The following is a 25,814-nucleotide window of genomic DNA, read 5'->3' as shown; positions in this document are numbered from 1 at the left end:
AATTTATTCGTTTCTTAAAGTATCTAAAATATCTACTTGAGTTGCTTTTTTGGCAGGATAATAAGAAGATAAACTTACAATCACAATAGCTCCAAAAAGTGTAATACAAAAATCAACTAAAGAAAGTTCTAAAGGCAATTTACTCATACCATAAACATCACTTGGCAAAGAAATAATATCAAAATTTCCAAGCACCCATAAAGCTATAGCTGCAAGAATCACACCTGCTATAATACCACTTCCACCTATTAAAAACCCTAAAGAAAAAAAGGTTTTTTTAATCTCTAATTTACTAACTCCTAAGGAAAGCAATAAAGCTATTTCACTACGTCTATTCATCACTATCATCAACAAAGAGCTTACTATATTTAAACTTGCAACTAAAATAATCAACATTAATACTATAAACAAAGCTCTTTTTTCTAAAGCTAATGCTGCAAAGAAATTCCCATTTTGTTCCCACCAACCTATGCTAGCATACCTTGCACCCAAAAAAGCTTCAATTTGCTTAATATCCTCAAAAGGTTTATTTGAATACACATGTACCCCATCATAACTTCCTTGAGGATATGATAAAATTTTAGCTAAGGCTTTAGCATCTGTATACATATAAGCTTTATCATAAGCTAATAATCCTGAAGAAAAATCAGCTTTAACATCAAATCTTTTAACCTGTGGAATAAGCGAAAGTCCACTAGCATTAAGATTGGAAAAAATTAGAGTTATTTTTTCATTATCATCTAGTCCAAATTCATCTTTTAAACCCTTACCAATTAAAATATCAAAATTATCTAATTTTTTATCTCCTAAAGCTTGAGCTACTACTTCATTGATCTTTTTTTCATCTTCAAAATTAACCCCAAAAAGCATACCGCCTTCTAATTTTAAATCATTTCTTGCTATAACTTGAGTAGCAATATAAGGACTAAATAATAAATTTGGAAATTTGATTCTTAATTCTTGTAATAATTTATCATCCACACTTGCTCCAAAACGTGGCAATATAGTGATAGGATAATTCATAGTAAAAAGTTTTCTTTCAAATTCCTTATCAAAACCATTCATAATAGCCATTGCAACTAAAAGCACGCAAAGCCCTATACTCACACCTAAAAAGGCTAAAATTTTTGAAAGCATGATAAAGGGTTGATCTTTATCAAAACGCAAATATTTAAATAATAAATAACGAGGGATACTTTTTTGCATTTTATACTCTTAATATTTTTTTAAGTATTTTAACTTGATTTTTATAAAAGCTAGCTTTGTATTTATTTAAGATAATATACAAAGGCACTATTATCATGAAATTCAACTATAAATCTTAGTGGCAAAATTCTTACATAAGTTTCGCTTTGAGCGCTTGCTTGTTCACTTTTTACAAAATCTTTTACATCTATTTTTGAATTAAAAAAGCAATCAATTAAATCATTTTTGTGATTATTTAAAAAGTTAAATTTATCTAATTTTGTCATTTTCTCTTCATCTATCATACCAAAATCATTGCGCACTAAAGACTTCAAGTCACTTAGTGTATAAACTAACTCACAAGCATATTCTAAATTCTTTTTTTTACTCTTAGTCATAGCCATAGAAATAGTTTCATTTTGATGAAAAAGGATTAAATTTTTATTAGAGAGTTCTGCCCAAAATATAAACTCATCTTGGGCAGTAGCATTAAAAATTATAAGGATTAATAAGCAAACAATTCTTTCCACTTGTCAGCATCGATTTTAAGTTCTACATTTACTCTATAAAGACCATCTTTAAAGTCTTGATCAACTACACTTGCATTTTTAATCAAACCATTTACTTGTGCTGTAATGGTTGAACTTTTAAGCATTGCATCTTTTACTGTATCTTTACCATTAACTCTTACACCATATAACTTACTAGCTAATTGTCTATAAGCATCAGTGATTGCTGCTCTTTTAGCTAAGGCCAAAGCTTGACCAACAGAAACTGTATTTAAAGGAGCAATACCCTCACCCACTGCTGTAAAAGTTAAATCATTGTCTGTGCTTGTATCATTTGCAAGCATTTTTTCTTCTCTAATGATATTACGCACATCATCTTTGTCTACTTTTTGAACTACAACATCAGAACTTGCAGCTTGAGTAGCTTGAGCTTGAGCAGGTTTCGTACCTCTTTGATCTAGTGCACACGCACTAAAACCTAAAGCCAAACAAAACATAAAAATAACTTTTTTCATTTTTACACCTTCAATTTATTTGATATTATTTAAGATAGCAAAAAGCATTCCAGAATTTTACTATTCTAAATTTAAATCCATATTAGTTTCAGCATCTAATTCCTCATCTTCTTCTTTAGGACATTTAGCGATGCTTACAACTTCATCATTTTCCACATTAACAACAATCACACCGCTTGTGTTTCTACCTGCTTTTCTAATACTTTGCATATCAACGCGTATCATCTTACCACTGCTTGTTAATGCCATTAAATCCATACTTTCATCAACTATAACTATTCCGATTAAATCTTTTGTTTTAGCAGTAAGTTTCATGCATATTACACCCTTACCACCTCTACTTTGAAGTCTATACTCTCCAGCATCAGTACGCTTACCTATACCTTTTGCGCTTACGCTTAAGATTTCTTGAGCGTCATTTTCTATAACAACAGCACCTACAACTTCATCATCTTTTTCTTTAAATTTAATCGCAGTCACCCCTCTACTTACGCGGCCAATCTCTCTAACTTTAGCAAGTGGGAATTTAATACACATACCTTTTTTAGTAACCGCGAAAAGCATTTTACCACTAACAATTTCAAACTCTTCGCTATTTTCATTTGTTTCAATTTCCAGATTATCTTCTGCTTCTAAGTTTTCGTCTGTATTTATATTTACAATTTCACTTTCATCTCTTGCTACAATAATTGCAGTAACAAGCTCATCATTTTCATCTAGATTAATCGCTTTTACACCCACGCTTCTAATATTTTGATATTCGCTTAAATTTGTGCGTTTTACGATACCATTTTTAGTAAAGAAGCACAATGATTTGCTCTCATCAAAATCAGTAGTTGGAATAATTGCCATGATTTTTTCATCTGCTTGTAGATTAATGAGATTAACCACAGCTTTACCTTTAGCAGTTCTACTTCCTTCAGGAATTTTATATACCTTAAGCCAGTAAAGTTGCCCACGATCAGTAACAAACATCAAAGTATCATGCGTGTTTGCCGTAAAGAAGCTTTCTATAAAATCATCATCATAAGTTGTAACCGCGACCTTACCTTTACCACCGCGTTTTTGTTTTTCATATTGCTTACTTGGAACACGCTTAATATAACCACGATGAGTAATGGTAACTACCATATTTTCATTTGGTATTAAATCTTCTATATCAATATCATCATAGTCATCTTCAATTTGAGTGATTCTTGGCACATCAAATTTTGTTCTGATTTCTTTCAACTCATCTTTGATTAAATTTTCAAGCAAAGTTTCGCTTTTTAAAATTTGATCAAGTCTTTCAATTTCTGCTAATAATTCTCTTAATTCATTATCGATTTTTTCTCTTTCAAGTCCTGTTAAACGACCTAATTTCATATCTAAAATCGCATTAGATTGAAGCTCGCTTAAGCCAAATTTTTGCATTAATAAATTTTTAGCCGTTGGATTATCAGGAGAGTTTTTAATCAAAGCTATCACTTCATCAATATTATCTAGTGCAATTTTTAAACCTTCTAAAATATGTGCTCTAGCTCTAGCTTTTTGCAGCTCATAAATAGTTCTTCTAATAATTACAGTTTTTCTATGATTTAAGAATAAATTTAAAAGTTCAATTAAAGAAAAAACTTTTGGTTCTTTATTATGTATAGCAAGCATAATCACACCAAAAGTGCTTTCCATAGTGGTAGATTTAAAAAGATTATTTAACACAATCTCGCTCATAGCATCGCGTTTTAACTCAATTACTACGCGAATTCCTTCTCTATCACTCTCATCTCTAACTTCAGCAATGCCTTCGATTTGTTTTTCTTTAGCAAGTTCAGCAATTTGCTCTATCAATCTTGCTTTATTGGTTTGATAAGGAAGTTCATCTATTACAATAATATCTTTATTAGCTCTTTTTTCAATATGGGTTTTTGCTCTTACTTTTACCCTGCCACGACCTGTACGGTAAGCTTCTATAATACCCTTTTTACCAAAGATAATACCACCGGTTGGAAAATCAGGGCCTTTGATAAAATGCATGATTTCTTCTAAGCTTGCATTTTTATTATCAATTAAATAAAGCAAACCATCAATAAGCTCATTTAAGCTATGTGGAGGAATATTAGTAGCCATACCTACTGCGATACCACTTGAACCATTAAGTAATAAATTTGGCACCCTAGCAGGTAAAACATCAGGCTCACTCATAGAATCATCATAATTTGGTATAAAATCAACTGTATCTTTTTCTATATCACGCAAAAGTTCTTCAGCTAAAATCGTCATCCTAGCTTCAGTATAACGCATTGCAGCAGCACCATCACCGTCAATAGAACCAAAGTTTCCTTGCCCATCTACGCTTGGATAACGCATAGAAAAATCTTGTGCCATTCTTACTAAAGCATCATATACAGCTGTATCACCATGTGGATGGTATTTACCGATAACATCGCCCACTATACGCGCTGATTTTTTGTATGCACTACGACTTCCAACACCTAAATCATTCATAGCATATAAAATTCTTCTATGAACAGGTTTAAGCCCATCTCTAGCATCAGGTAAAGCACGGCCTATAATAACACTCATAGAATAATCTAAATAACTACTCTTTATAGAACTTTCTATATCTATATTTTCAATATCTGAATCTTTAGTAAAAATATTTTCCATAAAAATCCTTAAAATTAATCTTTATATTTTAGCAGATTATTCTTTTGCATTAGCTAAAACTAAAGCAAAAAGTACTTCGATATTATTTTTTTCTAAAAGCTCTCTTGCTTCAAGCAAACTTAATCCCGTAGTTACAACATCATCTACTAAAATCACAGGATATTTTGGACGCTTTAAAAGCTTATAAGATCTTTTATTATCTTTACGAAATTGCAAACTTTTTCCACTATATTTAAATTCTGAATTAGCTTGCAAAGCATGATACATAGGTTTTATAAATTGAGTTTTTAAATGTTTGGTTAAAATAGCAGTATGAGAGTAGTTTTTGTATGTTTTATCATCCAAGGCTATGGCATTAATTTCACAAGAGGGTTGAAAAAAATCTTTAAATTTAGCAAAACTTAGTTTTGCAAGCGCATTTAAAACAAAATATCCTTGAAATTTGTGTTTAAAATAAATTAGATGTTTAATTTGTTCATATTGATAAAAATAATAAACCTTAAAACCTTTATCAAGTTCTCTTATACCTAAAGAATATTCTAAAAGCTCTTCCTTGCAAGCTGAACAAAAGCTCGCAAAGGAAAATCCATGGCAACTAAAACACCTCACAAAGAGCTGATAATATCTGCAGATTTATTAGCTACTTGCTTTATAAGAAGCTGAGTGAAGAAAGGTAAATCTTTTATATTATAAAAACCTTTAACTTCTTGTTTGGTTTTAATATTAATAGTTTTATTAGTGTTAATATCTTTTAATGTTAACTGACTAGCAATAATTGAAAATAAAGAATTAGAATCAAATTTAGAATAAAAATCATTAAGACTTAAATCTACTCTTAAAACATAAGGAGAATCTTGTGTATTTTCAACCACTACTATACCTCTATTTTCTAATTCTTCTTTTAAAAACACATAAAAATAGTAGTTAAAATTTTCATTAATATAATAATTATTTCCATTAGAAGAAGAATATTTCAAATTCTCATTTAAATCATACACTCTATGAATATAAACTTTTTTCAAAGAAGCACTTTTATCAATTGTTCTTTTATTTGTACAATACTTAAGTCCTACATCACTAATATACACAAGACCTTTAATTTTTGCTTCATATGCTTTAGAATCAGAAGGATTATAACACTGTGCTTGGATTTTTATAACTTCATTAACCTTAGCTACACCTTGATTTTTAGGGTTTATAGCACAAGCGCCAAAAAACAAAGCTAAAATACATACGAATATTTTTTTAAACATTATCTTTCCTTAAAAGCAATCATCTTTTTGATTAAGATGATTTTTAATCAGCAAAAATTATACCAAAAACAAATGAATTTTACTAAAAATTACTTTTTTTCACACAAAAATAATTTTGTAAAAAAAATTATATAAAAATTAATATTTAAAAGAAAATTCATTTAGAATATGTTACAAAACTACAATATTTTAAAGGAGTTGTTAAATGAGTTCAAACACAAAAACACTTATAGTTATTGCTGATTTAGTGTTGTTTATCGCTTTGCTTTATTTCTCCCCTTTTGGCGAAACTAAGGTAAACCAAGGATTATCCCTGTTGATCTTTATCGCTATATTGTGGCTTAGCGAAGCTTTGCATGTTACTATTACAGCTATTTTAGTACCTGTTTTAGCAGCCATCTTAGGATTATTACCTACTGCTAAGGCTTTAACAGGCTTTGCTGATTCTAATATCTTTTTATTTTTTGGTGGTTTTGCTCTAGCAGCAGCCATGCATCATCAAAAACTAGATAAGCTAATTGCGCATAAAATTTTAACCCTAGCAAAAGGACATTTAGGTTTATCAAGTTTATATATTTTTATCACTACTGCATTTTTATCTATGTGGATGAGCAATACTGCAACTGCAGCCATGATGCTTCCGCTTGCTATAGGTATGCTAGCTTCGCTTGATCCACAAAAAGATAGAAATACTTATGTTTTCATTCTTTTAGGTATAGCTTTTAGTGCAAGTATAGGTGGTATAGGCACTATAGTGGGAACTCCGCCAAATGCTATTGTTGCTACTCAATTACACATTAGCTTTGCACAGTGGTTAAAATATGGTATTCCTATTGTTTTAATCTTTTTACCTGCAATGATTTTGATTTTGTATTTTATGTTTAAACCAAGGTTTAATCTACAAGTTGATTTACACACTGAAAATATAGAACTTACAAGACCTAGAATCATCACTTTAATAATCTTTTTAGTGGTTGCGCTATCTTGGATTTTTAGTGGTAATATAGGTCCTATCATCACAAGTATTTTTGGACATAAAATAGCAAATCTTGATGCAATTATTGCCTTGCTTGCAGCTGTTTTAGTATGTGCATTTAAAGTAATTGATTGGAAAAATGTACAAAAAAATACTGATTGGGGCGTGTTAATGCTCTTTGGTGGAGGTATTACTCTAAGTGTAGTGTTAAAAGATTCAGGTGCTAGCAAGGTTATGGCTGATACCATTATTTCATTTATAGAAAATGGACATTTATTTGTTATAGGCTTAATCATAGCATTTTTTATAGTATTTTTAACAGAATTTACCTCAAATACTGCTTCAGCAGCCTTGCTTGTGCCTTTGTTTATCTCTATAGCAGATACTTTAGGTGTTCCTGCTTTAGGACTTGCTTTAATTATTGCTATTGGCGCTTCTTGTGCTTTCATGCTACCAGTTGCTACACCACCAAATGCTATAGTTTTTGGTACTGGCCATATCAAACAACAAGAAATGGTAAGAGTAGGAATTATACTAAATATATTCTGTTCAATTAGCCTTGCAATAATTGCATATTTCTTCTGGTTATAATCTTTTAGTCCTTTTGGACTAAAAGATCTTTACATCTTAAAATATATTTTTTTACATTTTCACTTTTATACAAAGCTTCTCTTATACACACACCTGCTAAATTTAAATCTTTTAAGTGTTTTATAGTTTGAGTATTTATGCCACCTATGGCATAAATGGGTATTTTTGAAACTTCTAACAAATCTTTTAAATTCTTAATACCTTTTGGAGCTAAATCAGCCTTACAAGAACTTTTAAATACATGCCCAAAAAAAGCATGATTTACTTTAAGTTTATAAGCTAAATCCAATTCTTCTTTAGAATGGATGGAAGTACCCAAAAGCTCAAATTTTTTATAGCTTTGTAGGTAATTTTGTAAAACAAATAAAGGAGCATGAAAAAATTGATGATTTAATTTTAAACAAACTTCATAATGATAATGCAAAAAGCAAATCTTTTGAGTTTTATTAAAAATTTTTAATACTTCTTTAGCTAATTTAGCGTATTCTAACTCATCTAAATGTTTTTCTCTAAGCACCAAAGCATCAATACTACTTTGACTTAGTTTTTCAATAAAATTTAAAAAATCTCCTTGGGTATTTTGACTATCGCTAATAGCAATGACTTTTTTATCCCACATAAATACTATCGCTCATTATAGCTTGCAAATTTGCATTTTTTAACATAGCTAAAACCTCATCAACACTACGCATATCACTAATTTGAAACTGATCATCACCTTTTTTATCGCCTTGATGCTCACCTACTCCCACGCTCACACCTGCACTCATTTTAGTAGCTCCAAGTTTAATAACCCCGTCTCTAAATCCTGCTCTTTCACGCGTAGAAATCGTAATACCTGCAAAAGGTAAAAACAATCTATAAGCACATAAAACTTGCAAAAGTCTTGTTTCACTTACATCTTTTGGATGAATTTTTTTATTATTAATAATAGGTCTTAATCTAGGGATAGACAAAGCTATTTCAGCATGAGGGTATTTTTGCTGTAAAAAATACGCATGTAAAGCTGTAGCAAAAGCATCTTTTCTAAAATCATCTATACCAAGTAAAGCTCCAAAAGCAACCCCTCTCATACCCGCTTTTAACGCTCGCTCCTGCGCATGAAAACGATACTCAAATACACTTTTTTCACCTTCAATATGAATTTTAGAATAAGTTTTTTGATTGTAAGTTTCTTGATAAACACTTACATATTCGCAACCCTTTTCATGAAGCAGTGCATACTCATCTACATTCATAGGATAAACTTCAATCCCAACGACCTTAAAATACTCTTTTGCTATCTCACAAGCTTTGGCAAGATATTCCACGCTAGCATACTCCCTGCCCTCACCTGTTAAGAGTAAAATTTCTTCCAAACCACTTTTTTTAATCTCTTGCATTTCTTTGTGAATTTCAGCCTCATTTAGCTTAGCTCTTTTAATGTTATTTCCTTTTTGAAACCCACAATAAGTACATTTGCTATTGCAAAAATTAGAAAGATATAAAGGTGTAAAAAGCAAAATGGAATTTCCAAAATATTTTTGAGTAATCTTGCTTGATTTTTGTGCTAAATCTTCTATAAAATCTTCTGCTGTGCTTGAAAGCAAGGCTTTTAAATCTTCTAAGTTAAGATAATCTTTAGCTAAAGCTTGTTTTACATCAAAAGCACTAAATTTACTTTCATCAAAATTTTCAACTTCTTTTAAAACCTTAGTTAAAATTTCACTTTCAATACTTTGCATATGAGGATATTTTTGCATTTTAATCTCTTAAAAAACCACTCAAAGGCGAGCTTGCACTTGGCGTGCTTTCATTTGCTATGCCTGCTAAATACGCATTACATCCTGCTTCTATAGCCAAAGCAAAAGCCTTTGCCATTTTTGCTACATCTTTAGCTTGAGCTATGGCAGTATTTGCCATCACTGCACTTACTCCCATTTGCATGGCTTCACAAGCTTGTGCGGGATTTCCTATGCCTGCATCAACTATAATAGGCAAACTAATTTCATTAAGTAAAATTTGTATAAATTCTTTAGTTTTTAAGCCTTTATTGCTTCCTATAGGAGCTCCAAGAGGCATTATAGCAGCAGCTCCTGCATTAGCCATAGCACGTGCTACATATAAATCAGGATACATATAAACTAAAGGTGTAAAACCCTCATTTGCTAAAAGTTCTACTGCTTTTATACTTTCATAATTATCCGGTAATAAATATTTACTATCGCTAATTACTTCAACCTTAATCATATCTCCACAACCAAGCTCTCTTGCAAGTCTTGCTATACGCAATGCCTCATTAGCATTTCTTGCACCTGAAGTATTAGGCAAAAGCTTAATATGCTTTGGGATAAAATCAAGTATATTTTCTATACCTTTATCATTTACCCTACGCAAAGCTAAGGTGATAATCTCAACTTTTGCTTCTTCAATGGCTGATTTTATAAGCTCAAAAGAAAATTTCCCAGAACCTAGAATAAACCTGGAATTAAACTCATATTTTCCTATTTTTAATTTTTCCATTACTCGCTCGCTAAAAGTTCTAAAACTAAATTTGCTTGATGTCCTGCGCAAATATTTACACGCGGCGCCATAAGTCCATTGCCTACTTTTGCCTCGTTTTTTAAATCACCACAAACATAAAAGTTTTTTGCGATTTTTCTTGTTTGTATGCTGTTGCTATCGCCATATCCTGCTAAACCAGAAGCACAAATTAGTGTTTTTTGAGGATAGTGTTGGTGAAAATTTTGCGCTAAAAGAGCTTTATATTTTGCACTATCAAAGGCTTCACAAACTATATCATCATCTGTAAAAAGTTTGGCTATATTTTCTTTTTCTATTTTTAAAACTTGCGCAAATACTTCTATAAAAGGATTAATTTTAGTGATTTGATCTTTTAAAGCTTCAGCCTTAAATTTACCCAAATCTTCCACCATATAAGCTTGGCGGTTAAGATTGCTTGGCTCCACCACATCAAAATCAATCAAATGAAGCCTACCAACCCCACTTCTTGCTAAATTTATAGCTATATGCGATCCAAGCCCACCAAGCCCACACACTGCTACACTTGCCTTTTTGAGTTTATCATGAAGCTTTGGAGTATGTCTTGCTCTCATCATAGCATCAAGAGCTTCATATGGTGGTAAAGTATTTTTTTCTATACAAAAAAGCTCATCATTTTCTTTTAGCTCCAAACTTTCTTTTGTCGCAAAACCATTGATTATCCATACATCATTTTCATTTTTACTCACACTTTGAAAAAATTCCAAAGTGTTTTTAAAATGCGTGTCTATCATACTACCATTAAATTTAATTCTCATCAACCACCACCTACAAAAGTAACAATCTCTACTTTATCATTTTCTTTTAAAATTAGATTTTCAAATTTATCCCTTGGGATAATTTCTCCGTTTAATTCTAAGGCGATAAATTCTATTCTTAATTGCTTTTCTTTAACATAATCCATAAATCTAAGCTCTTTTAACTTAAGCTTTTGTCCATTGATAATCACGTTTTTTCCTAGTTAAAATTCTCTAATAAATCTTTAAAAACTAAATACAATTTTTCAAGTTCTTCTATACTCACTCTCTCATCAATGGCATGAATTCTATCATTACACACGCCAAATTCTACTACCTTCACACCAAACTCAGCAAAATATCTTGCATCACTTGTGCCACCTTTGGTGTTAAGTTCTGGTACTATTTGGGTGATTTTTTGTACGCTCTCATTTAGTTTTTGTACGATTTTAGAGTCACTTTGTGTTAAAAAAGGCTTTGAGCTTTGATTTATGCTTAATTCATAATCAAGTCCTTCACAAGTCTTTTCTACATAAGCTTTTACATCTTCTAAGCTAGTTTGTGGAGAATTTCTTACATTAAACATCAATTTTAAATCATTTGGAGTTACATTGCACACTTCCATACCACCGCGTATATCAGTAATAACAATTTTAGATGGTGCAAATACCTCATCGCCTGGATCAAGATCAAAACCTGCTAAAAATTTCAAAGCAAAAGCAAAATTATGCACAGGATTAATGCATTTTTGCGGATATGCTACATGACCTTGCTTGCCTTTGATAAGTAATTTTGCATTGATAGAACCACGACGCCCTATTTTAATACTATCTCCAAATTTTTTATCACAAGTTGGCTCAGCAACCACAGCAAAATCAGGTAGCATATCTTTTTCTTGCATAAATTTAAGCACTTCAAGCGTGCCAAATTTAGCCTCGCCTTCTTCATCACTTGTTAAAATCAGCGAAATTCTTCCTTTGAAATTTTCCACTTCCTTAACCGCACACATAAAAGCAGCCACACCACTTTTCATATCTTGCGCGCCTCTTACATAAATAAACCCATCTTTTTCTAAAGGCTCAAAAGGATCACTACTCCAACCCTCTCCCGCAGGCACTACATCCACATGCCCACCAAAAGCCAAATGTTCCCCATCATCGCTAAATTTTTTAGTCAGCAAAAGATTTTTCACACCTTCTTTTTCTATAAAAAAAGCTTCAAAATCACTTAACTCCACTGCGATATAATTTAATGCTCCATCATCATCTGGAGTGATGGATTTAAATTTACTTAATTCTTTAAAAATTTCAACTACTTGCATGTTTTATCCTATAAAAGCTTTATACAGCATAGAAAGAGCAAAATACTCTAAAATAAATGCTGAAAAAAGATTGATATAAAATATATGTTTATTTCTTACAAGGGCTTTAAATTTAGACACAAAAAACGATAGAGTAAAAATCCAAAATACAATAAAACCCACCAAACCAAAAAGCAAAGCAAAAGAGTTTTTACTCTGCATACTAAGCCCTGCTACACTCACCCAAAAGCCTATAACATAAGGATTTGTAACATTTAAGAAAAATCCTTTACTAAAACCTTTTAAAGGATGTGTTTTATTTACCTTGTTAAGATCGACTTTTCTTGTTTTTCTTAGCATTAAAAATACCATAAAACTCAAAAAGAAAAAGCCAAAAACTGCTAGTATTTTATAAAAAAATTCATTATTTGCAAAGCTTAAAAGCCCAAGATTAATCAAAATCAAAAAAAGTATATCAGCACTTAAAGCACCAAGTCCAACACAAAAAGCATTTTTAAAAGAAGATAAAGCAGTATTTAAGATCAAAATATTCACAGGCCCAAAAGGCACAGACACACCCATACCTAAAATTATGCCTTGTAAGATTACTTCTAGCATTTTGCTTCCAAGAAATTTTCTATATCGATTTTGATTTTATCAATAGCCGCGCAAACATCTTCTATATAAACTTTTGTGAAATTACTTTCTAAATATTTATCCTCATCAAGATTATTTAATATACTTTGCTTACATACTCTTGCATACTCTCCCACGGGTAAAACCTGCCCACTTGTGCCTATACATACAAATAAATCACAATTTTGTAATTTTTCATATAAAATTTTATAATTTGGCGCCATTTCTTCAAACATCACGATATTGTGCCTTACACTTTTGCTTTGACATTTAGGACAAATTTTACCATCACTACTTTCATAGCCTATGTTAAAAATATTTTCACACTCTAAACACCTAAGTTCAGGTAAAAAACCGTGCAAATGCACCACTTCTTCACAACCTGCTCGCTCTAACAAATCATCTACATTTTGCGTTAAAATACTAATTTGTTTTGGAAATTTTTGTTTTAATAAAGCGATGATTTTATGTGCGTGATTTGGCTTAACACTAGCTAGTTCTTTTCTTCTTTTATTATAAAATTCCAAAACTTTTTTAGTATTTTTTCTAAAGCCAGTTGCTGAGCAAACTTCCATTACATCATGCTCTTCCCAAAGCCCACCATTAGCTCTAAAAGTTTTTATACCACTTGGAGCGGATAAACCTGCTCCACTTAAAATCATCACTTGTTTCATTTAATAAACCTCATTATTGTTTTAAAGGTTTTACTATAATTTTACTTAAAGCTTAACCACCTTAGCACCAAAACCACCTTGATTAATCGGAGCATCATTAAAGCTTTTTACGCTTTTGTGAGCTTTTAAAAACTCTTTTACCGCAAAAGCTAATTTTCCTGTGCCTATACCATGATAAACTATCACCTCATCAAAACCCACTATCAAAGCATCAGAAATAAATTTATCTAATCTTTCAAGCGCCTCATCACTTCTTAAGCCGTGTAAATCTAAAGTCATATTTAAAGCACTTGGGCGGGTTACATTAACACTTGATTTTACCTTTTGTGTAGGGGTTTGATTGCTTTTTTTAAGAAGCTTTAATGGTACACGCAAACTCAAACCATCACTTTGAATCATCGCATCATTTTTTGAAATAGCTGTGATTTTGCCTTTGATTTTTTCATATTTAACAAAATCCCCTACTCTAAGCTCTTCATTTTGTTCCATACTTGGTAATACAATGCTTTTTTTAAGCTCATTGGCTTTGTTTAAACTTCTTTGTTTTTCTTTGATATCTTTTAGATTTATCGTTTTTTTAGCTTCTTCTATGGCTTTGTGATATTTAAACTCTAAATTAGAAACAAGCTTTTTAAATTCTTGCTCATTTTTTTCTTTTTGATCTTTTAGTGAAAGTAAAATTTCATCCACCTTAGCTTCTTTTTTCTCAAACTCTTCATTTTTTTTGCGTAAAGAAAGTTCAAGATTGATATTTTTACTTACCATTTCTTCTAAATTTTCTTTATCTTCTCCATAAAGCTTTTTAGCATTTTGTACCAAATTTGCACTTATGCCATATCTTAAAGCCGTTTCAAATGCATAAGATTTGCCTATAGTACCTTTTAAAAACTCATATTTTGGGCACGATAATTCCTCATCATACAAAGCAGCGATGAGTTCTACTTGTGAATTTTTAGCTAAAAGCATAGCAAGGCGTTTATGATGGGTTGTGATGATGATTTTATTATCTTGTTCTAAAAGCTTAGAAATAAGCTCAGTATATAAACACGCTGCTTCTTCAAAATCTGTTCCAAGCTCTATCTCATCAACCCCTAATAAAACATTTTTCTTACCCAAAAGCTTAGAAAAATGCAACATTCTTCCTGCAAAAGTAGAAATATCATTTTTTACATTTTGTGGATCTTCTAAAATCGCATCAAATTCTTTGAAATTGCCTATTTGGCTTTTTTGTGCATTAATTCTCATAGGAAGCAAATGCTTTGCGAGTAAAGCTGCACTTAAAATTCCTTTTAAAAGCATAGACTTACCACCTGCATTTACACCCGTGATGATTAAAACTTTTTTATTAAACTCTATATTAACACTTTTTGCATTTTTTAAAGCTGGATGTGCGAAGTTGTATAAGCTTAAATTATTAGAACTATCAGCTAAAACAAACTCATAATCATGTTTTTTAGCCATCAAAACTCTAGCGCTATAATGATCAAATAAATCAAAAGCATTATTGATAAATTTCAAAAACATCAAATTTTTATAAAAAATCAAGCTGATTTTTTTAGCATATTCATAAAAAATTTCTTCTTTGGCATCTTTGATTTCATCTATTTGACTTTGGATTTTTTCTACACTCAAAGGCACCGCATAAAATCCGCCACTACTACTTCTACCTATGATTTTTGCTTTTAAGACATGATTAAACCCACCGCGTAAAAGCAAGGCCTCCATACCATTGATAAGATGAATTTGCGTATCAATTAAATAAGCACTAAGATTTTTAGTATAGGTGAGTTTTTTAAACTCAGCTACCAAGCTTTCTTTTTTCATCTTTAAAGCTAAATTTAGATTAACAAGTCTTTCATCAACACTTTCTTTAATCTCACCCTTTTCATCAAAATACTCAAAAAGTTCTAAAATAGCCTGTGGAATTTCTATTTTTAAAAGCCATTCTTTTAAGCTTTCTTCAAATTTTAAGCCCTTTAAGTATCTAAAATACATACAGATTTTAATAAATTCAAAGCTTTGACTTAAATGCAAAATTCCTTGCTTACTAAGATGAGTTAAAGCACTATTTAGCTCTTCTATCATAGGTGGAGGATTAAAATCAATCAGCGAAAGCTCATTAATCCTTTTATAATGAAGCTTGCTATCACCTTGTAAAAAAATTTCTTTATCTCTTGCAAAAAGTCCCCTAAAGTCTTCTATATAACCATCTAAATCTAGCTTTTTAAAAAATTGCTCTTGCATTATTTATCTACCTTGCAATCTTTTATATCAAAAACATAGGCTTTAAATTGTTTATTTTTACCATTTGAAATAAAACTTTGCGTTCCATGCTCAAAGTTAAAATACTCTTTAGTGACATTAACATCTTTGCAAATTAGACTTTGTCCTTGTAAAAATGCATTGAGTGTTTCTTTTTTTAAAACACCACTTCTTGTAGCACTTAGCTCAATTTTAATCGCAAAAGCAATCATCAAAATCAATACTAAAATCAAAAGATAATTACTAATCTTACCTATTTTTTTACGTAAAAAAACAAAAAAAAGCAAAATCGCAAAAAAAGCTAAGATATATAAAAAAATCTTAAACATACTTTCCCCTAAGCTTTGTGCTTATATCTCCTGCGCCAAAGCCAATTACCAAACCATTTTCGATCAACTCATCATCAAGATAAATAGCGCTTTCTTCTCTTTTGATTTCTTTTATAAATTTAGCTTTTGGAAAGTATTTTTGCATATTAATTTCTATCTTAGCTTCCCCTGCTGCATACACAGGTAAAATATAAAGCTCATCAACATTTGCTAAAACCTCACTAAAATACTCTATATTTGCACTTAAACGTGTATAACGATGAGGCTCAAAAATAGCTATGATTTTTTCATATCCAGCTAGCCTTGCATACTCACTTGCTGCTTTAAGTGTTGTTTTGATTTCTGTTGGATGGTGTCCATAATCATCAATCAAAGCCATATTTTCATTTGCAAATAAAATATCAAATCTTTTTTTAATCCCTTGATATTTTAAAAGCTTAGTTTTTAGCTCTTCTATATTTATAAATTCACTCGCAGCCAAAATAGCCAAAGCAGCGTCCATCGCTACATGCTCACCCATACCAAAAACACTAAATTCACCTAAATCTTTAAGCGTAAAATAGGTTTTTGGCTTAAAATTTTCTACTTTCATGTAAATATTTGTGATATCTTTACTTGGATAAAGCTTTTTTGCATTATTTAAATTTAAACTTGATAAAAACTCATCTTCAGCATTAATCACTTGAATTTTAGATAAATACAAAAAGTCCTCATAAGCTTTGTGTAATCTTGCAAGATTGTTTCCATAATGATCTAAATGCTCTGCTTCAACATTAGTCACTATAGCTAAATAAGGATTTGAGTTTAAAAAAGAACTATCACTCTCATCAGCTTCAAAGATGAGATTTTCACTTTCTTTATAAAGCATATTAGTGCCACTTTCTTTTAGCACCGCACCAATAATCACAGAAGCTTCTATCAAGCTTGCTAAAATGCTTGAAGTTGTACTTTTGCCATGAGCTCCCGCAACCGCAAAAACTCTTTTGTCTTTTAAAATCATAGGCAAGGCTTCTTTTCTTGAAAGCGTTGTGATGTTTTGCTTTTTTGCGCTAGTTAATTCTTCATTATCTTCTTTAATAGCAGCTGAATACACCACCAAATCCACATCTTTAATATTGTCTTTATGATGAGGAATTTTTATATCTATGCCTTCTTTTTCTAATTCTTTTGTGATTTTACTTTCTTTGATATCAGAACCACTAATCTTAAAGCCTTGTTCTTTTAAAAATCTCGCCAAAGCTGAAATTCCAATACCACCTATACCTATAAAATGAATTTTTTGCATTCTTGCCTCAAATTTTTTGAAAATTTAAGGCAAAATTCTATCATTTGTTTACTAAAAATAAAATATAAAAAGCCCTTAAAGATAAAATCTACTCATTGTTTTTACTTTTGAAAAAACTAAAATAAATTTTATTCTTCGTAATTTTTTATAAGTTTATCAAAGCCCCATAAATTTCTAGCTTCATTTGCTTTATTAACTTCTACCACAAGCATTTCTTCTTGATCGCCAAGTTGCTCTTGCGCTTCCCCAAAAGCATTGATAAAAAAGCTATCTCCATAGAATTTCCAATCATTTTCTTGCTTTGGGCTACCTATGCGATTAACCCTTAAAATGCTTGTTGAGTTTAAAAAGGCTCTTGTTTTTAAAAGCTCTAGCCATCTTTGATTGCTTTCAAAAGTACTAGCTGTAGGAATGATGACTAAGTCTATCTTTTTTTTCATAATCATTTGCCAAAAGATATCAAAATGCGCCTCAAAGCCAAAAAGCAAAGCGCATTTTAAACCCTCATGCGTGAAAGTAAAAAGTTTAAGTTTATCAGTTTTTTTATTGTTAAAAAATTTTTCTTCATTCCAGTGTGCATAAGGCATTAAAATTTGTTGCTCATACATTTTTACATTTTGCGGGCCTACCTTTAAGCATAGTTTTTTTAAACCATCATTTTCTACACTGATAAATGGTGCAATAATGTTTAAATCATATTTTTTAGCAAGTTTTATCAAGCTTGCCTTTTTACTTTGGCTTTGCTCTTTAATCATACTTTTTGGCATGCTCTTAAGCTCACTAAAAAAACTATTTAAAACATACTCACCTAAAACCACCAAATTAGCACCACTTTCCTTAGCAGCTTTTAGATAATAATCAAGCCTTGACTCACTCAAAGCTAAAGTCGGAAATTGTAAAGCTACAACACTACTCATCTACTTGCTCGATTTCTAATTTAGCATTTTCAAGCATAGTTCTTGCTTGCTTGATGCTTTTTAAACCTTCTTTATAAATTTCTACGCAAGTTTTAAGGTCTAAATCTTTATCATTAAGTTTCTCCAAAGAAAGTTCAGCTTGTTTGATATAATCTTCAAATTCCATTAATTACTTACCTTATAATTTGGTGCTTCAGCTGTGATAGTTACATCATGCACATGGCTTTCTTTTAATCCTGCTGCGGTGATTTCTACAAATTCAGCTCTTTCTTGGAAAGCTTTGATATCCACTGCACCTACATAACCCATAGAAGATCTAAGTCCACCTAAAAGTTGATGCACTACACTTTTTATACTTCCTACATAAGGCACCCTACCTTCAATACCTTCAGGCACAAGTTTATCTTGAGCTGTACCTTCTTGGAAATATCTATCTGAACTTCCTTTTTGCATAGCACCTAAGCTTCCCATACCACGATAGCTCTTATATTGTCTTCCTTGGTAAGTAAATAACTCACCTGGACTCTCATCAGTTCCTGCTAAAAGTGAACCTATCATCACACTACTTGCTCCTGCTGCAATAGCTTTTGCAATATCACCTGAGTATTTTATACCTCCATCAGCGATTACTGGCACGCCGTATTTACTTGCTTCTATCGCACATTCATCTATAGCTGAAATTTGAGGCACACCCACACCTGAAACAATGCGTGTAGTACAAATACTTCCAGGCCCTATACCTATCTTAACAGCGTCCGCACCTGCTTCACATAAATCTTTAACCGCTTTAGCACTTGCAACATTTCCTACTATCACATCTACATTAAACTCAGCCTTAATTGCTTTTAATGTATCAATAATACCTTTAGAATGTCCATGCGCGCTATCCATTACTATAACATCAACTTCAGCTTCCACTAAAGCCTTTACGCGATCAAGCTGACCTACACCCACGGCTGCAGCTACTCTTAATCTTCCATAGGCATCTTTATTTGAATTTGGATATTCTTTACGTTTTTTTAAATCTTTTATAGTAATCAAACCTTCTAAACGATTATTTTCATCTACGATTGGAAGTTTTTCTACCTTATTAGTAGAGAAAATCCTTTCTGCATCATCTAAAGTAGAGCCTTTTTTAGCAGTGATTAAAGGCATTTTTGTCATTACATTTTCTACTAAATTATCAAAATTAGTTTCAAATCTCAAATCACGATTAGTTAAAATTCCTATTAGGGTTTTATTTTCATCTACCACAGGAACTCCTGAAATTCTATATTCAGCCATGAGTTCTAGCGCTTCTTTAACGCTTGCTTTAGCCCCTATGTAAATAGGATCCATAATCACGCCACTTTCGCTTTTTTTAACTCTTTTTATCTCTCTAACTTGTGAAGCTATATCCATATTTTTATGGATCACCCCTATACCACCAAGTCTTGCCATCATAATAGCTGCTCTATGCTCAGTAACCGTATCCATAGCAGCTGAAATTAAAGGCATATTTAAGGTGATATTTTTTGTAAGTTTTGTTTTGATATCTACTTCTTTAGGTAAAACCTCAGAATATTGAGGAACTAGTAAAACATCTTCAAAAGTCAAAGCGCGTTTTATGATTTTCATAATTTTTCCTTTATTTATTTTTAATAATTTCTTCTAAGCTTAAAGCACCATCTAGCAAAGTTTGTTCATCGTAAGCTTTACAGATAAGCTGCGCAGAGATATTAAGTCCATTTTCATTTTTTCCTACTGGCACGCTAATGCCACCAAGTCCTGCTAAATTCACTGAAATAGTAAATACATCTTCTAAATACATTTGAATAGGGGTTTTAACATCATTAAAGCCAAAAGCAACACTTGGAGTAACTGGCATAAAAATCAAATCACAATCATTTAAAATTTCTTCATATTTTTGCTTGATAAATCTTCTAGCTTTTTGTGCTTTGATATAGTATGCATCATAATACCCACTACTTAAAACAAAGGTTCCTAGTAAAATTCTTCTTTTTACTTCCTCGCCAAAGCCTTCACTTCTGCTATTTACATACATTTGGCTAAGATTATCACATTTTTCGCTTCTTCTTCCATATCTTACACCATCATAACGACTCAAATTTGCACTTGCTTCAGCTGCTGCTATGATATAATAAGCTGCAACATCAAATGTAGAATCCATTAAGTCTTTATAAACAATCTCATGTCCATTTGCTTTTAACATATCTATGGTTTTTAATAAGGCTTGTTTTACATCATCATTGGTTTGTTCTACATAGTTTTTAATCACAGCTATTTTTAGCTTTTTATTTGCATTTAGTTTTGGCGCAGTTGGTTCAAAAGCTATGTTTGCACTTGTGCTATCTTTTTCATCATAACCTGCAATAGCATCATATAAAATCGCAGCATCTTCAACATTTTGCGTTAAAACTCCGATTTGATCAAGGCTTGAAGAATACGCTGCTAAACCATACCTGCTAACTCTTCCATAACTTGGCTTAAACCCAACACAACCACAAAAAGCAGCAGGCTGTCTTACCGAACCACCCGTATCTGAACCCAAACTTGCTAAAGCTATCCCTGCAGCAACTGCAGCAGCACTCCCTCCGCTACTCCCACCTGGGACTTTAGTATTATCAAGTGGATTTAAAGTCTTACCATAAAAAGAAGTCGCACTCGTACTTCCCATAGCAAACTCATCCATATTACATCTTCCAAATGGAGCAAAATTATTTTTGCGTAAATTCACAATAGCACTTGCATCATAAGGAGCCACATAGCCTTGTAAAATTTTAGAACCACAAGTTAATTCCCAATCCTTTACACTAATATTATCTTTTATAGCTACTGGCACACCAGCACCTGAAGTGCTTAAGTCTTTATTTAAAAACTGCTCTACATAAGCACCTAAATGCTTTTGCTGATGTGCTTTTTCATTTAATTCTTTTTTTAGATTTTCTAATTCTTCATTTGAAAATTTCAAAGCTTCTTTTAAAGTTATCATTATTTATCCTTAAATTTTTTAACCAAATAAAACAAAAAAAGCGTGATAAATAAAAAGCCTAATAAAGTAATCACTACCACGCTAAAAGGTAAAGCTTGCTCAAACATTTTTTGCTTTTTCCACGCTATTACATCTTGGACATAAGCATTCTTCTTCTTTTGCTAAAAACTTCCAACATCTTGGACACTTGTGTAATGAAGAACGCACGATTTTAAAACTATGATCATCTATTTTAAACTCACTCAAAGCTTTTTTATCATCCAAGCTTTCTACCAAGCTCACCATAAACCAATCAGCTACTTCTTCAATATCTTCACTCAAAAGCTCATTTGCGCTTGTTTGTAAGCTTAGTTCTAAAGTTGATTTGATAATTTTATCTTTTTTTAATACATCAACAAGTTCAAAGAATTTTTCTCTTGATTTTATAAATAATTCATCCTCGATTTTATACTCATAATCAAAGCCATTTTTTAACACCAAATCAAACACATCTTTAGCATTTTCTTTAATAGCCACATTTGCATGCTCTAAAGCTTCATCTATAGTATAAGTTAAGCTTGGAGCTAAAAGCGTAAAAAGCTTTCTAGCTATTAGCACCATAGCACTTTGCGCACTTACTCTCTTTGTGTCATCTTTTGCATTACAATATAATCTGTCTTTACACACATCTAAATAAATTCCACTTAAATCCGCACTTAAGAAATTTAAAAGAACGCTAAAACCTTTTGCAAATTCATATTTTTCAAAAGCAGCTTCACATGCTTCAAAAGCAACTTTTGCACGCATTAAAATCCACTTATCTAAAAGTGTGAAATTTTTTGTTTCTAAAAATTCCATATCATTAGTATTTGCAAGTAAAAATCTTATAGTATTTCTTATCTTTCTATATTGCTCGCTTACTTGTTTTAAGATATTGTCTGAAATTTTTAAGTCTGTTGAATAATCACTAAGCATTATCCAAAGTCTTAAAATTTCTACCCCATAATTTTTAGCTACATTTTGAGGTAAAACCACGTTGCCTTTTGATTTACTCATTTTTTGACCTTTCTCATCTACGGTAAAGCCATGAGTAAGTATGTTTTTATATGGGGTTTTGTGATTAATCGCAGTGGAAATTAAAAGTGAACTTTGAAACCATCCACGGTGCTGATCGCTTCCTTCAAGATACATTGAAGCTTGATATTCTCCTGCGTCGTATCTAGCCGAGTTTAACACTGCTTCCCAAGTACTACCGCTATCAAACCAAACATCTAAAATATCATAAACTTTTTCTAAATTATTTGGATCATATTTGCTATTTGGCGGTAACAAATCTTTTATTTCTAAATCCCACCACGCATCAGCTCCATTTGCTTCAAAAATTCCCACCAAATGATCTAAAACATCATCATCAAAAATCACTTCTTTGGTGCTTTTATCTCTAAAAAACGCTATAGGCACACCCCAATCTCTTTGTCTTGATATACACCAATCAGGGCGATTTTCTATCATAGAACTAAGTCTTTTTACCCCACTTTCTGGGTAAAATTTCACATTATTTAACTGCTCTAGCGCTAGCTCCCTTAGAGATTTTCCATCTAATTTTTTCTCATCCATTAAAATAAACCATTGTTTTGTAGCTCTATAAATAACCGGTTTATGTGTTCTCCAACAAAATGGATAAGAGTGTGTAAATTTAGAACTTTCAAGCAAAGCTTCGCCAAGTAGTTCTAAAATACGCTCATTTGCTTTAAAAATATGAAGTCCTATAAATTCATTTAGTAAATGCTCTGGTAAAAGCCCTTTAGCTCTTAGCGTTTCATCATAACACCCACCATCATCTACTGGCATAATCACTTCAATGCCATATTTTAAGCACACATAATAATCATCCTCACCATGTCCTGGCGCAGTATGCACAAGTCCTGTCCCGCCTTCCATTAAAACATGATCGCCTAAAATAAGAGTGGATTTTCTTTGATTGAGTGGATTAATAGCACTTAAATTTTCAAATTCAACACCTAAAAGTTCTTTTTGAATTTTTCCTTGAGTGAAGTTTTTATTGATCATATTTTCAAGCAAGGCTTTAGCAAAAATATAACCTTCTTCAGTGATAACATATTTTTCATTTGGATTTAAAGATATAGCTTGATTTGCCGGTAAAGTCCAAGGTGTGGTAGTCCAAATGACTGCTTTGGCTTTTTTTACACCTAGCTTTTCAAGAGAAGTCTTATCAAGCTCAAAAGCTACAAAAATAGAATAATCTTCTTTATCTTCATACTCTACTTCAGCTTCTGCTAGCGCACTCTTAGCAGCCCAGCTCCAAAAAACAGGTTTACTTCTTTCTAACAAAAGTCCTTTTTTAGCGATTTTACATAAAGCTTTGTAAATGTCAGCTTCAAAAGCATTTTTCATAGTCAAGTATGGCTCATCCCAATCAGCAATCACACCCAAAGACTTAAATTCATCTCTTTGGATATTTACAAATTCTCTCGCATGCTCTCTGCAAAACCCACGAATTTCTTTTTTGCTTAAATTTTGCTTTTTATCTTTAAGCTTAACTTCAACTTGCTGTTCTATCGGTAAACCATGGCAATCCCAACCCGGAGTAAAACGCACTTTTTTACCTTGAAAATAATGCATTTTTATAATGATATCTTTTAAAATTTTATTTAAAGCATGGCCAATATGCAAATGTCCATTAGCATAAGGAGGTCCATCATGTAGAGTAAAACTCTCACTTACCCCTTGTCTTTTTTGTTTCATTTTCTCATAAGCATAGTTGTTTTCAAACCACTTGCTAAAACGCTTAGGCTCAAGCTCTGCTAAATTTGCACGCATTGCAAAAGTCGTGTTTGGAAGCAATAGCGTATCTTTATAATCCATATAATCCACCTTGAAAAATTTAAAAATAGTAAATTCTACTTAAAATACTTTTAATTTGCACTTATTTTTTTGTTATAATCGCAAGAAAAAAAGGAAAATCATGAAACATCTTATCATCATTATAGGTAGTGAAATTATTATTAATGAAAATTATATGCATTATATACAAGAAGAATACAAAAAGCAGTTTTTAGAACTTCATGAGTTAAAATTTATAAACAAACCTGATAAAGAACTTCCTTTTTTACTTGAAAAACTTTCTAAAGAATATAACTATATAACCATTTTTAGCATTAGTGAATACTATACAACCATAGCTAAAATCATAGCAACCTTAAATGATGATGTTTTAATCTTAGAAAATGATACTTTAGTACCTTCAAAAGCTTTGCGTGAAAAAAATTCCTTTTTAAGCTCTTTTGAAAAATGCTATATTAATTTATTAAACATAAATATAGAACAAAAATTGCCTATGATTTTACAAAATCCTGAACTTGATTATGCCTATTTTTGTCTTTTAGATATAGATGAAATGAGTGCAAATATCTTACTTAATACACTTACTACTTCTTTTGAAATTCAAACTAGCTCAAGTGCATTATTAGATAATCTCATTTGTATTAGAGCAAGCGCTAGTCAGTATGGAAAACTAGAAGGCTTTTTAAAGGGAGTTTTTAAACTTTTTACGGGCAAAGTATTTTTAGGAAATGATCCTATTAAATTTATAGCTAAAAAACTTTTAGAAAAAAACTTAAAAATTTCCTTTGCAGAAAGCTGCACAGCTGGACTTTGCGCTTCAAAATTAGCTGAAAATTCAGGAATTTCTAGCATTTTTGAAGGCTCTTTGGTGACTTATTCTAATCGTTTGAAAAATTCTTGGCTTGGGGTGAGCAATGATACCTTAGAAAGTGTTGGAGAATACTCTGATCGTTGTATTTATTTTATGCTAAAAGGGGTTTTTAAAACTACAAATTGTGATTTTGCTTTAGCGCTTAGTGGGGTAGCTGGAGAAGAAAATGATAAAAATACCAAAGCAGGCACCATCTACATAGGAGCTATGTATAAAGATGGAACCTTTTTACAAGAATGCATTCACATACAAGGCAATAGAAACTACACAAGAGAACAAGCTAGTTTGGCTGCATATTGTTTAATGCTTAGATTAAAACCTGAAATTTTCTTTGGTGTTTAAACAAAAAATGGCAGTTAAAAATACACCCCACCACTTAAATACAATTTCATTCTATGATCATCATCGTATTTATACTGATGAACTGCTCTTGCTGCATCAAGCTTTATATAATACTCATTAGTTTTATTATAAAGTACTTGCAAACCTACTGCATCTAAAAAATGCTCATCTGCTAATCTATCCCCTGAGTCTTTTTCATACCAAGCATAACCTATATCATAAAAAGGAGTAAAATAAAAATTAGTATTTGGTATATTTATTCTTATACCAAAGTTAGCTATTATGGTATTATCTCCATCACCTTCTCCATTATCATAAGCTCTTACTCCATAAGCTCCACCTAAAGAGGAACTCTCAGAAGAATCTAATTCAAAATTCCCTAATACCTTTTGATAGTTTATATTTAATG

Annotated in this window: 24 protein-coding genes and 1 pseudogene; 2 read left to right on the top strand and 23 right to left on the bottom strand. The window is 31.5% G+C overall.

Going from position 1 to position 25,814, the window contains the following annotated elements; all coding sequences use genetic code 11:
• Window positions 1-3: 3 nt before the first annotated feature.
• The 6 genes from L8U98_RS07540 to mapA form a co-directional block, all read right to left on the bottom strand.
• Window positions 4-1,206, bottom strand: a complete 1,203-nt coding sequence (locus tag L8U98_RS07540; protein WP_263725395.1) for an ABC transporter permease — start codon at window positions 1,204-1,206, stop codon at window positions 4-6.
• A gap of 62 nt (window positions 1,207-1,268) precedes the next feature.
• Window positions 1,269-1,715 (bottom strand): hypothetical protein, encoded by a 447-nt coding sequence (locus tag L8U98_RS07535; RefSeq protein WP_263725396.1) that lies wholly within the window; start codon window positions 1,713-1,715, stop codon window positions 1,269-1,271.
• The gene (locus L8U98_RS07530; RefSeq protein ID WP_263679645.1) at window positions 1,691-2,209 is read right to left on the bottom strand and encodes an LPP20 family lipoprotein; all 519 of its coding nucleotides are present in this window, start codon (window positions 2,207-2,209) and stop codon (window positions 1,691-1,693) included. Before L8U98_RS07530 ends, L8U98_RS07535 begins: the two co-directional genes overlap by 25 nt.
• Window positions 2,210-2,269: 60 nt before the next feature.
• Window positions 2,270-4,855, bottom strand: a complete 2,586-nt coding sequence (gene gyrA / locus L8U98_RS07525; protein ID WP_263725397.1) for a DNA gyrase subunit A — start codon at window positions 4,853-4,855, stop codon at window positions 2,270-2,272.
• Window positions 4,856-4,891: 36 nt separating this feature from the next.
• Entirely contained in the window at window positions 4,892-5,464 is a 573-nt protein-coding gene (locus tag L8U98_RS07520; RefSeq protein WP_263725398.1) for a ComF family protein, read from the bottom strand.
• Window positions 5,461-6,108 carry an outer membrane lipoprotein MapA gene (gene mapA / locus L8U98_RS07515; RefSeq protein ID WP_263725399.1) on the bottom strand — a complete coding sequence of 216 codons (648 nt, stop codon included), beginning with the start codon at window positions 6,106-6,108 and terminating at the stop codon, window positions 5,461-5,463. Before mapA ends, L8U98_RS07520 begins: the two co-directional genes overlap by 4 nt.
• 205 nt (window positions 6,109-6,313) lie before the next feature.
• Here mapA and L8U98_RS07510 point away from each other — a divergent pair, with 205 nt between their 5' ends.
• Window positions 6,314-7,675: a DASS family sodium-coupled anion symporter gene (locus tag L8U98_RS07510; protein WP_263683233.1), complete on the top strand. Its 1,362-nt coding sequence runs from the start codon at window positions 6,314-6,316 to the stop codon at window positions 7,673-7,675.
• 4 nt (window positions 7,676-7,679) lie between these two features.
• Here the strand turns inward: L8U98_RS07510 and L8U98_RS07505 are convergent, their stop codons facing one another.
• The 16 genes from L8U98_RS07505 to ileS all read right to left on the bottom strand — a co-directional run bounded on the left by L8U98_RS07505 (window position 7,680) and on the right by ileS (window position 24,213).
• Window positions 7,680-8,294 (bottom strand): thiamine phosphate synthase, encoded by a 615-nt coding sequence (locus L8U98_RS07505; protein WP_263707264.1) that lies wholly within the window; start codon window positions 8,292-8,294, stop codon window positions 7,680-7,682.
• Entirely contained in the window at window positions 8,284-9,417 is a 1,134-nt protein-coding gene (thiH, locus tag L8U98_RS07500; protein WP_263725400.1) for a 2-iminoacetate synthase ThiH, read from the bottom strand. The genes L8U98_RS07505 and thiH overlap by 11 nt, the downstream gene beginning before the upstream one ends.
• A gap of 1 nt (window position 9,418) precedes the next feature.
• Complete coding sequence (locus L8U98_RS07495; protein WP_263725401.1) at window positions 9,419-10,177, bottom strand: thiazole synthase; 759 nt, start codon at window positions 10,175-10,177, stop codon at window positions 9,419-9,421.
• Window positions 10,177-10,977, bottom strand: coding sequence for a thiamine biosynthesis protein ThiF (thiF, locus tag L8U98_RS07490; protein WP_263725402.1), 801 nt, complete (start codon window positions 10,975-10,977; stop codon window positions 10,177-10,179). Before thiF ends, L8U98_RS07495 begins: the two co-directional genes overlap by 1 nt.
• Entirely contained in the window at window positions 10,974-11,165 is a 192-nt protein-coding gene (gene thiS / locus L8U98_RS07485; RefSeq protein WP_263725403.1) for a sulfur carrier protein ThiS, read from the bottom strand. The genes thiF and thiS overlap by 4 nt, the downstream gene beginning before the upstream one ends.
• Before the next feature lie 8 nt (window positions 11,166-11,173).
• Entirely contained in the window at window positions 11,174-12,274 is a 1,101-nt protein-coding gene (dapE, locus tag L8U98_RS07480) for a succinyl-diaminopimelate desuccinylase (protein ID WP_263725404.1), read from the bottom strand.
• 3 nt (window positions 12,275-12,277) lie between these two features.
• The gene (locus L8U98_RS07475; RefSeq protein WP_263679630.1) at window positions 12,278-12,871 is read right to left on the bottom strand and encodes a LysE family translocator; all 594 of its coding nucleotides are present in this window, start codon (window positions 12,869-12,871) and stop codon (window positions 12,278-12,280) included.
• Window positions 12,865-13,563, bottom strand: a complete 699-nt coding sequence (locus tag L8U98_RS07470) for an SIR2 family NAD-dependent protein deacylase (RefSeq protein WP_263725405.1) — start codon at window positions 13,561-13,563, stop codon at window positions 12,865-12,867. Before L8U98_RS07470 ends, L8U98_RS07475 begins: the two co-directional genes overlap by 7 nt.
• 45 nt (window positions 13,564-13,608) lie before the next feature.
• The gene (locus L8U98_RS07465; protein WP_263725406.1) at window positions 13,609-15,807 is read right to left on the bottom strand and encodes an endonuclease MutS2; all 2,199 of its coding nucleotides are present in this window, start codon (window positions 15,805-15,807) and stop codon (window positions 13,609-13,611) included.
• Window positions 15,807-16,154: a hypothetical protein gene (locus L8U98_RS07460; protein WP_263725407.1), complete on the bottom strand. Its 348-nt coding sequence runs from the start codon at window positions 16,152-16,154 to the stop codon at window positions 15,807-15,809. Before L8U98_RS07460 ends, L8U98_RS07465 begins: the two co-directional genes overlap by 1 nt.
• Window positions 16,147-17,439 carry a UDP-N-acetylmuramate--L-alanine ligase gene (gene murC, locus L8U98_RS07455; protein ID WP_263725408.1) on the bottom strand — a complete coding sequence of 431 codons (1,293 nt, stop codon included), beginning with the start codon at window positions 17,437-17,439 and terminating at the stop codon, window positions 16,147-16,149. The genes L8U98_RS07460 and murC overlap by 8 nt, the downstream gene beginning before the upstream one ends.
• A 128-nt stretch (window positions 17,440-17,567) precedes the next feature.
• Window positions 17,568-18,356, bottom strand: coding sequence for a carbon-nitrogen hydrolase family protein (locus tag L8U98_RS07450; RefSeq protein ID WP_263725409.1), 789 nt, complete (start codon window positions 18,354-18,356; stop codon window positions 17,568-17,570).
• Entirely contained in the window at window positions 18,349-18,522 is a 174-nt protein-coding gene (gene xseB / locus L8U98_RS07445; protein WP_263664220.1) for an exodeoxyribonuclease VII small subunit, read from the bottom strand. Before xseB ends, L8U98_RS07450 begins: the two co-directional genes overlap by 8 nt.
• A complete protein-coding gene (gene guaB, locus L8U98_RS07440) occupies window positions 18,522-19,973 on the bottom strand; it encodes an IMP dehydrogenase (RefSeq protein WP_263664221.1) in 1,452 nt (483 codons plus the stop codon). The genes xseB and guaB overlap by 1 nt, the downstream gene beginning before the upstream one ends.
• Before the next feature lie 10 nt (window positions 19,974-19,983).
• Window positions 19,984-21,348: an Asp-tRNA(Asn)/Glu-tRNA(Gln) amidotransferase subunit GatA gene (gene gatA / locus L8U98_RS07435; RefSeq protein WP_263725410.1), complete on the bottom strand. Its 1,365-nt coding sequence runs from the start codon at window positions 21,346-21,348 to the stop codon at window positions 19,984-19,986.
• A 99-nt stretch (window positions 21,349-21,447) separates the two neighbouring features.
• Entirely contained in the window at window positions 21,448-24,213 is a 2,766-nt protein-coding gene (ileS, locus tag L8U98_RS07430) for an isoleucine--tRNA ligase (protein WP_263725411.1), read from the bottom strand.
• Window positions 24,214-24,313: 100 nt separating this feature from the next.
• Between ileS and L8U98_RS07425 the strand changes: the two genes are divergently transcribed.
• Window positions 24,314-25,405 (top strand): CinA family protein, encoded by a 1,092-nt coding sequence (locus L8U98_RS07425; RefSeq protein ID WP_263725412.1) that lies wholly within the window; start codon window positions 24,314-24,316, stop codon window positions 25,403-25,405.
• Window positions 25,406-25,419: 14 nt separating this feature from the next.
• On the opposite strand, the pseudogene L8U98_RS07420 reads toward L8U98_RS07425, so the two are convergent.
• Window positions 25,420-25,814 (bottom strand): annotated as a pseudogene (locus L8U98_RS07420) (ShlB/FhaC/HecB family hemolysin secretion/activation protein); the annotation flags it as partial.

Origin of the sequence: Campylobacter sp. RKI_CA19_01128, assembly GCF_025771175.1 — a bacterium.
In the GTDB taxonomy this organism is placed as follows: domain Bacteria; phylum Campylobacterota; class Campylobacteria; order Campylobacterales; family Campylobacteraceae; genus Campylobacter_D.
This window is presented reverse-complemented; position numbering and strand designations above follow the sequence as displayed.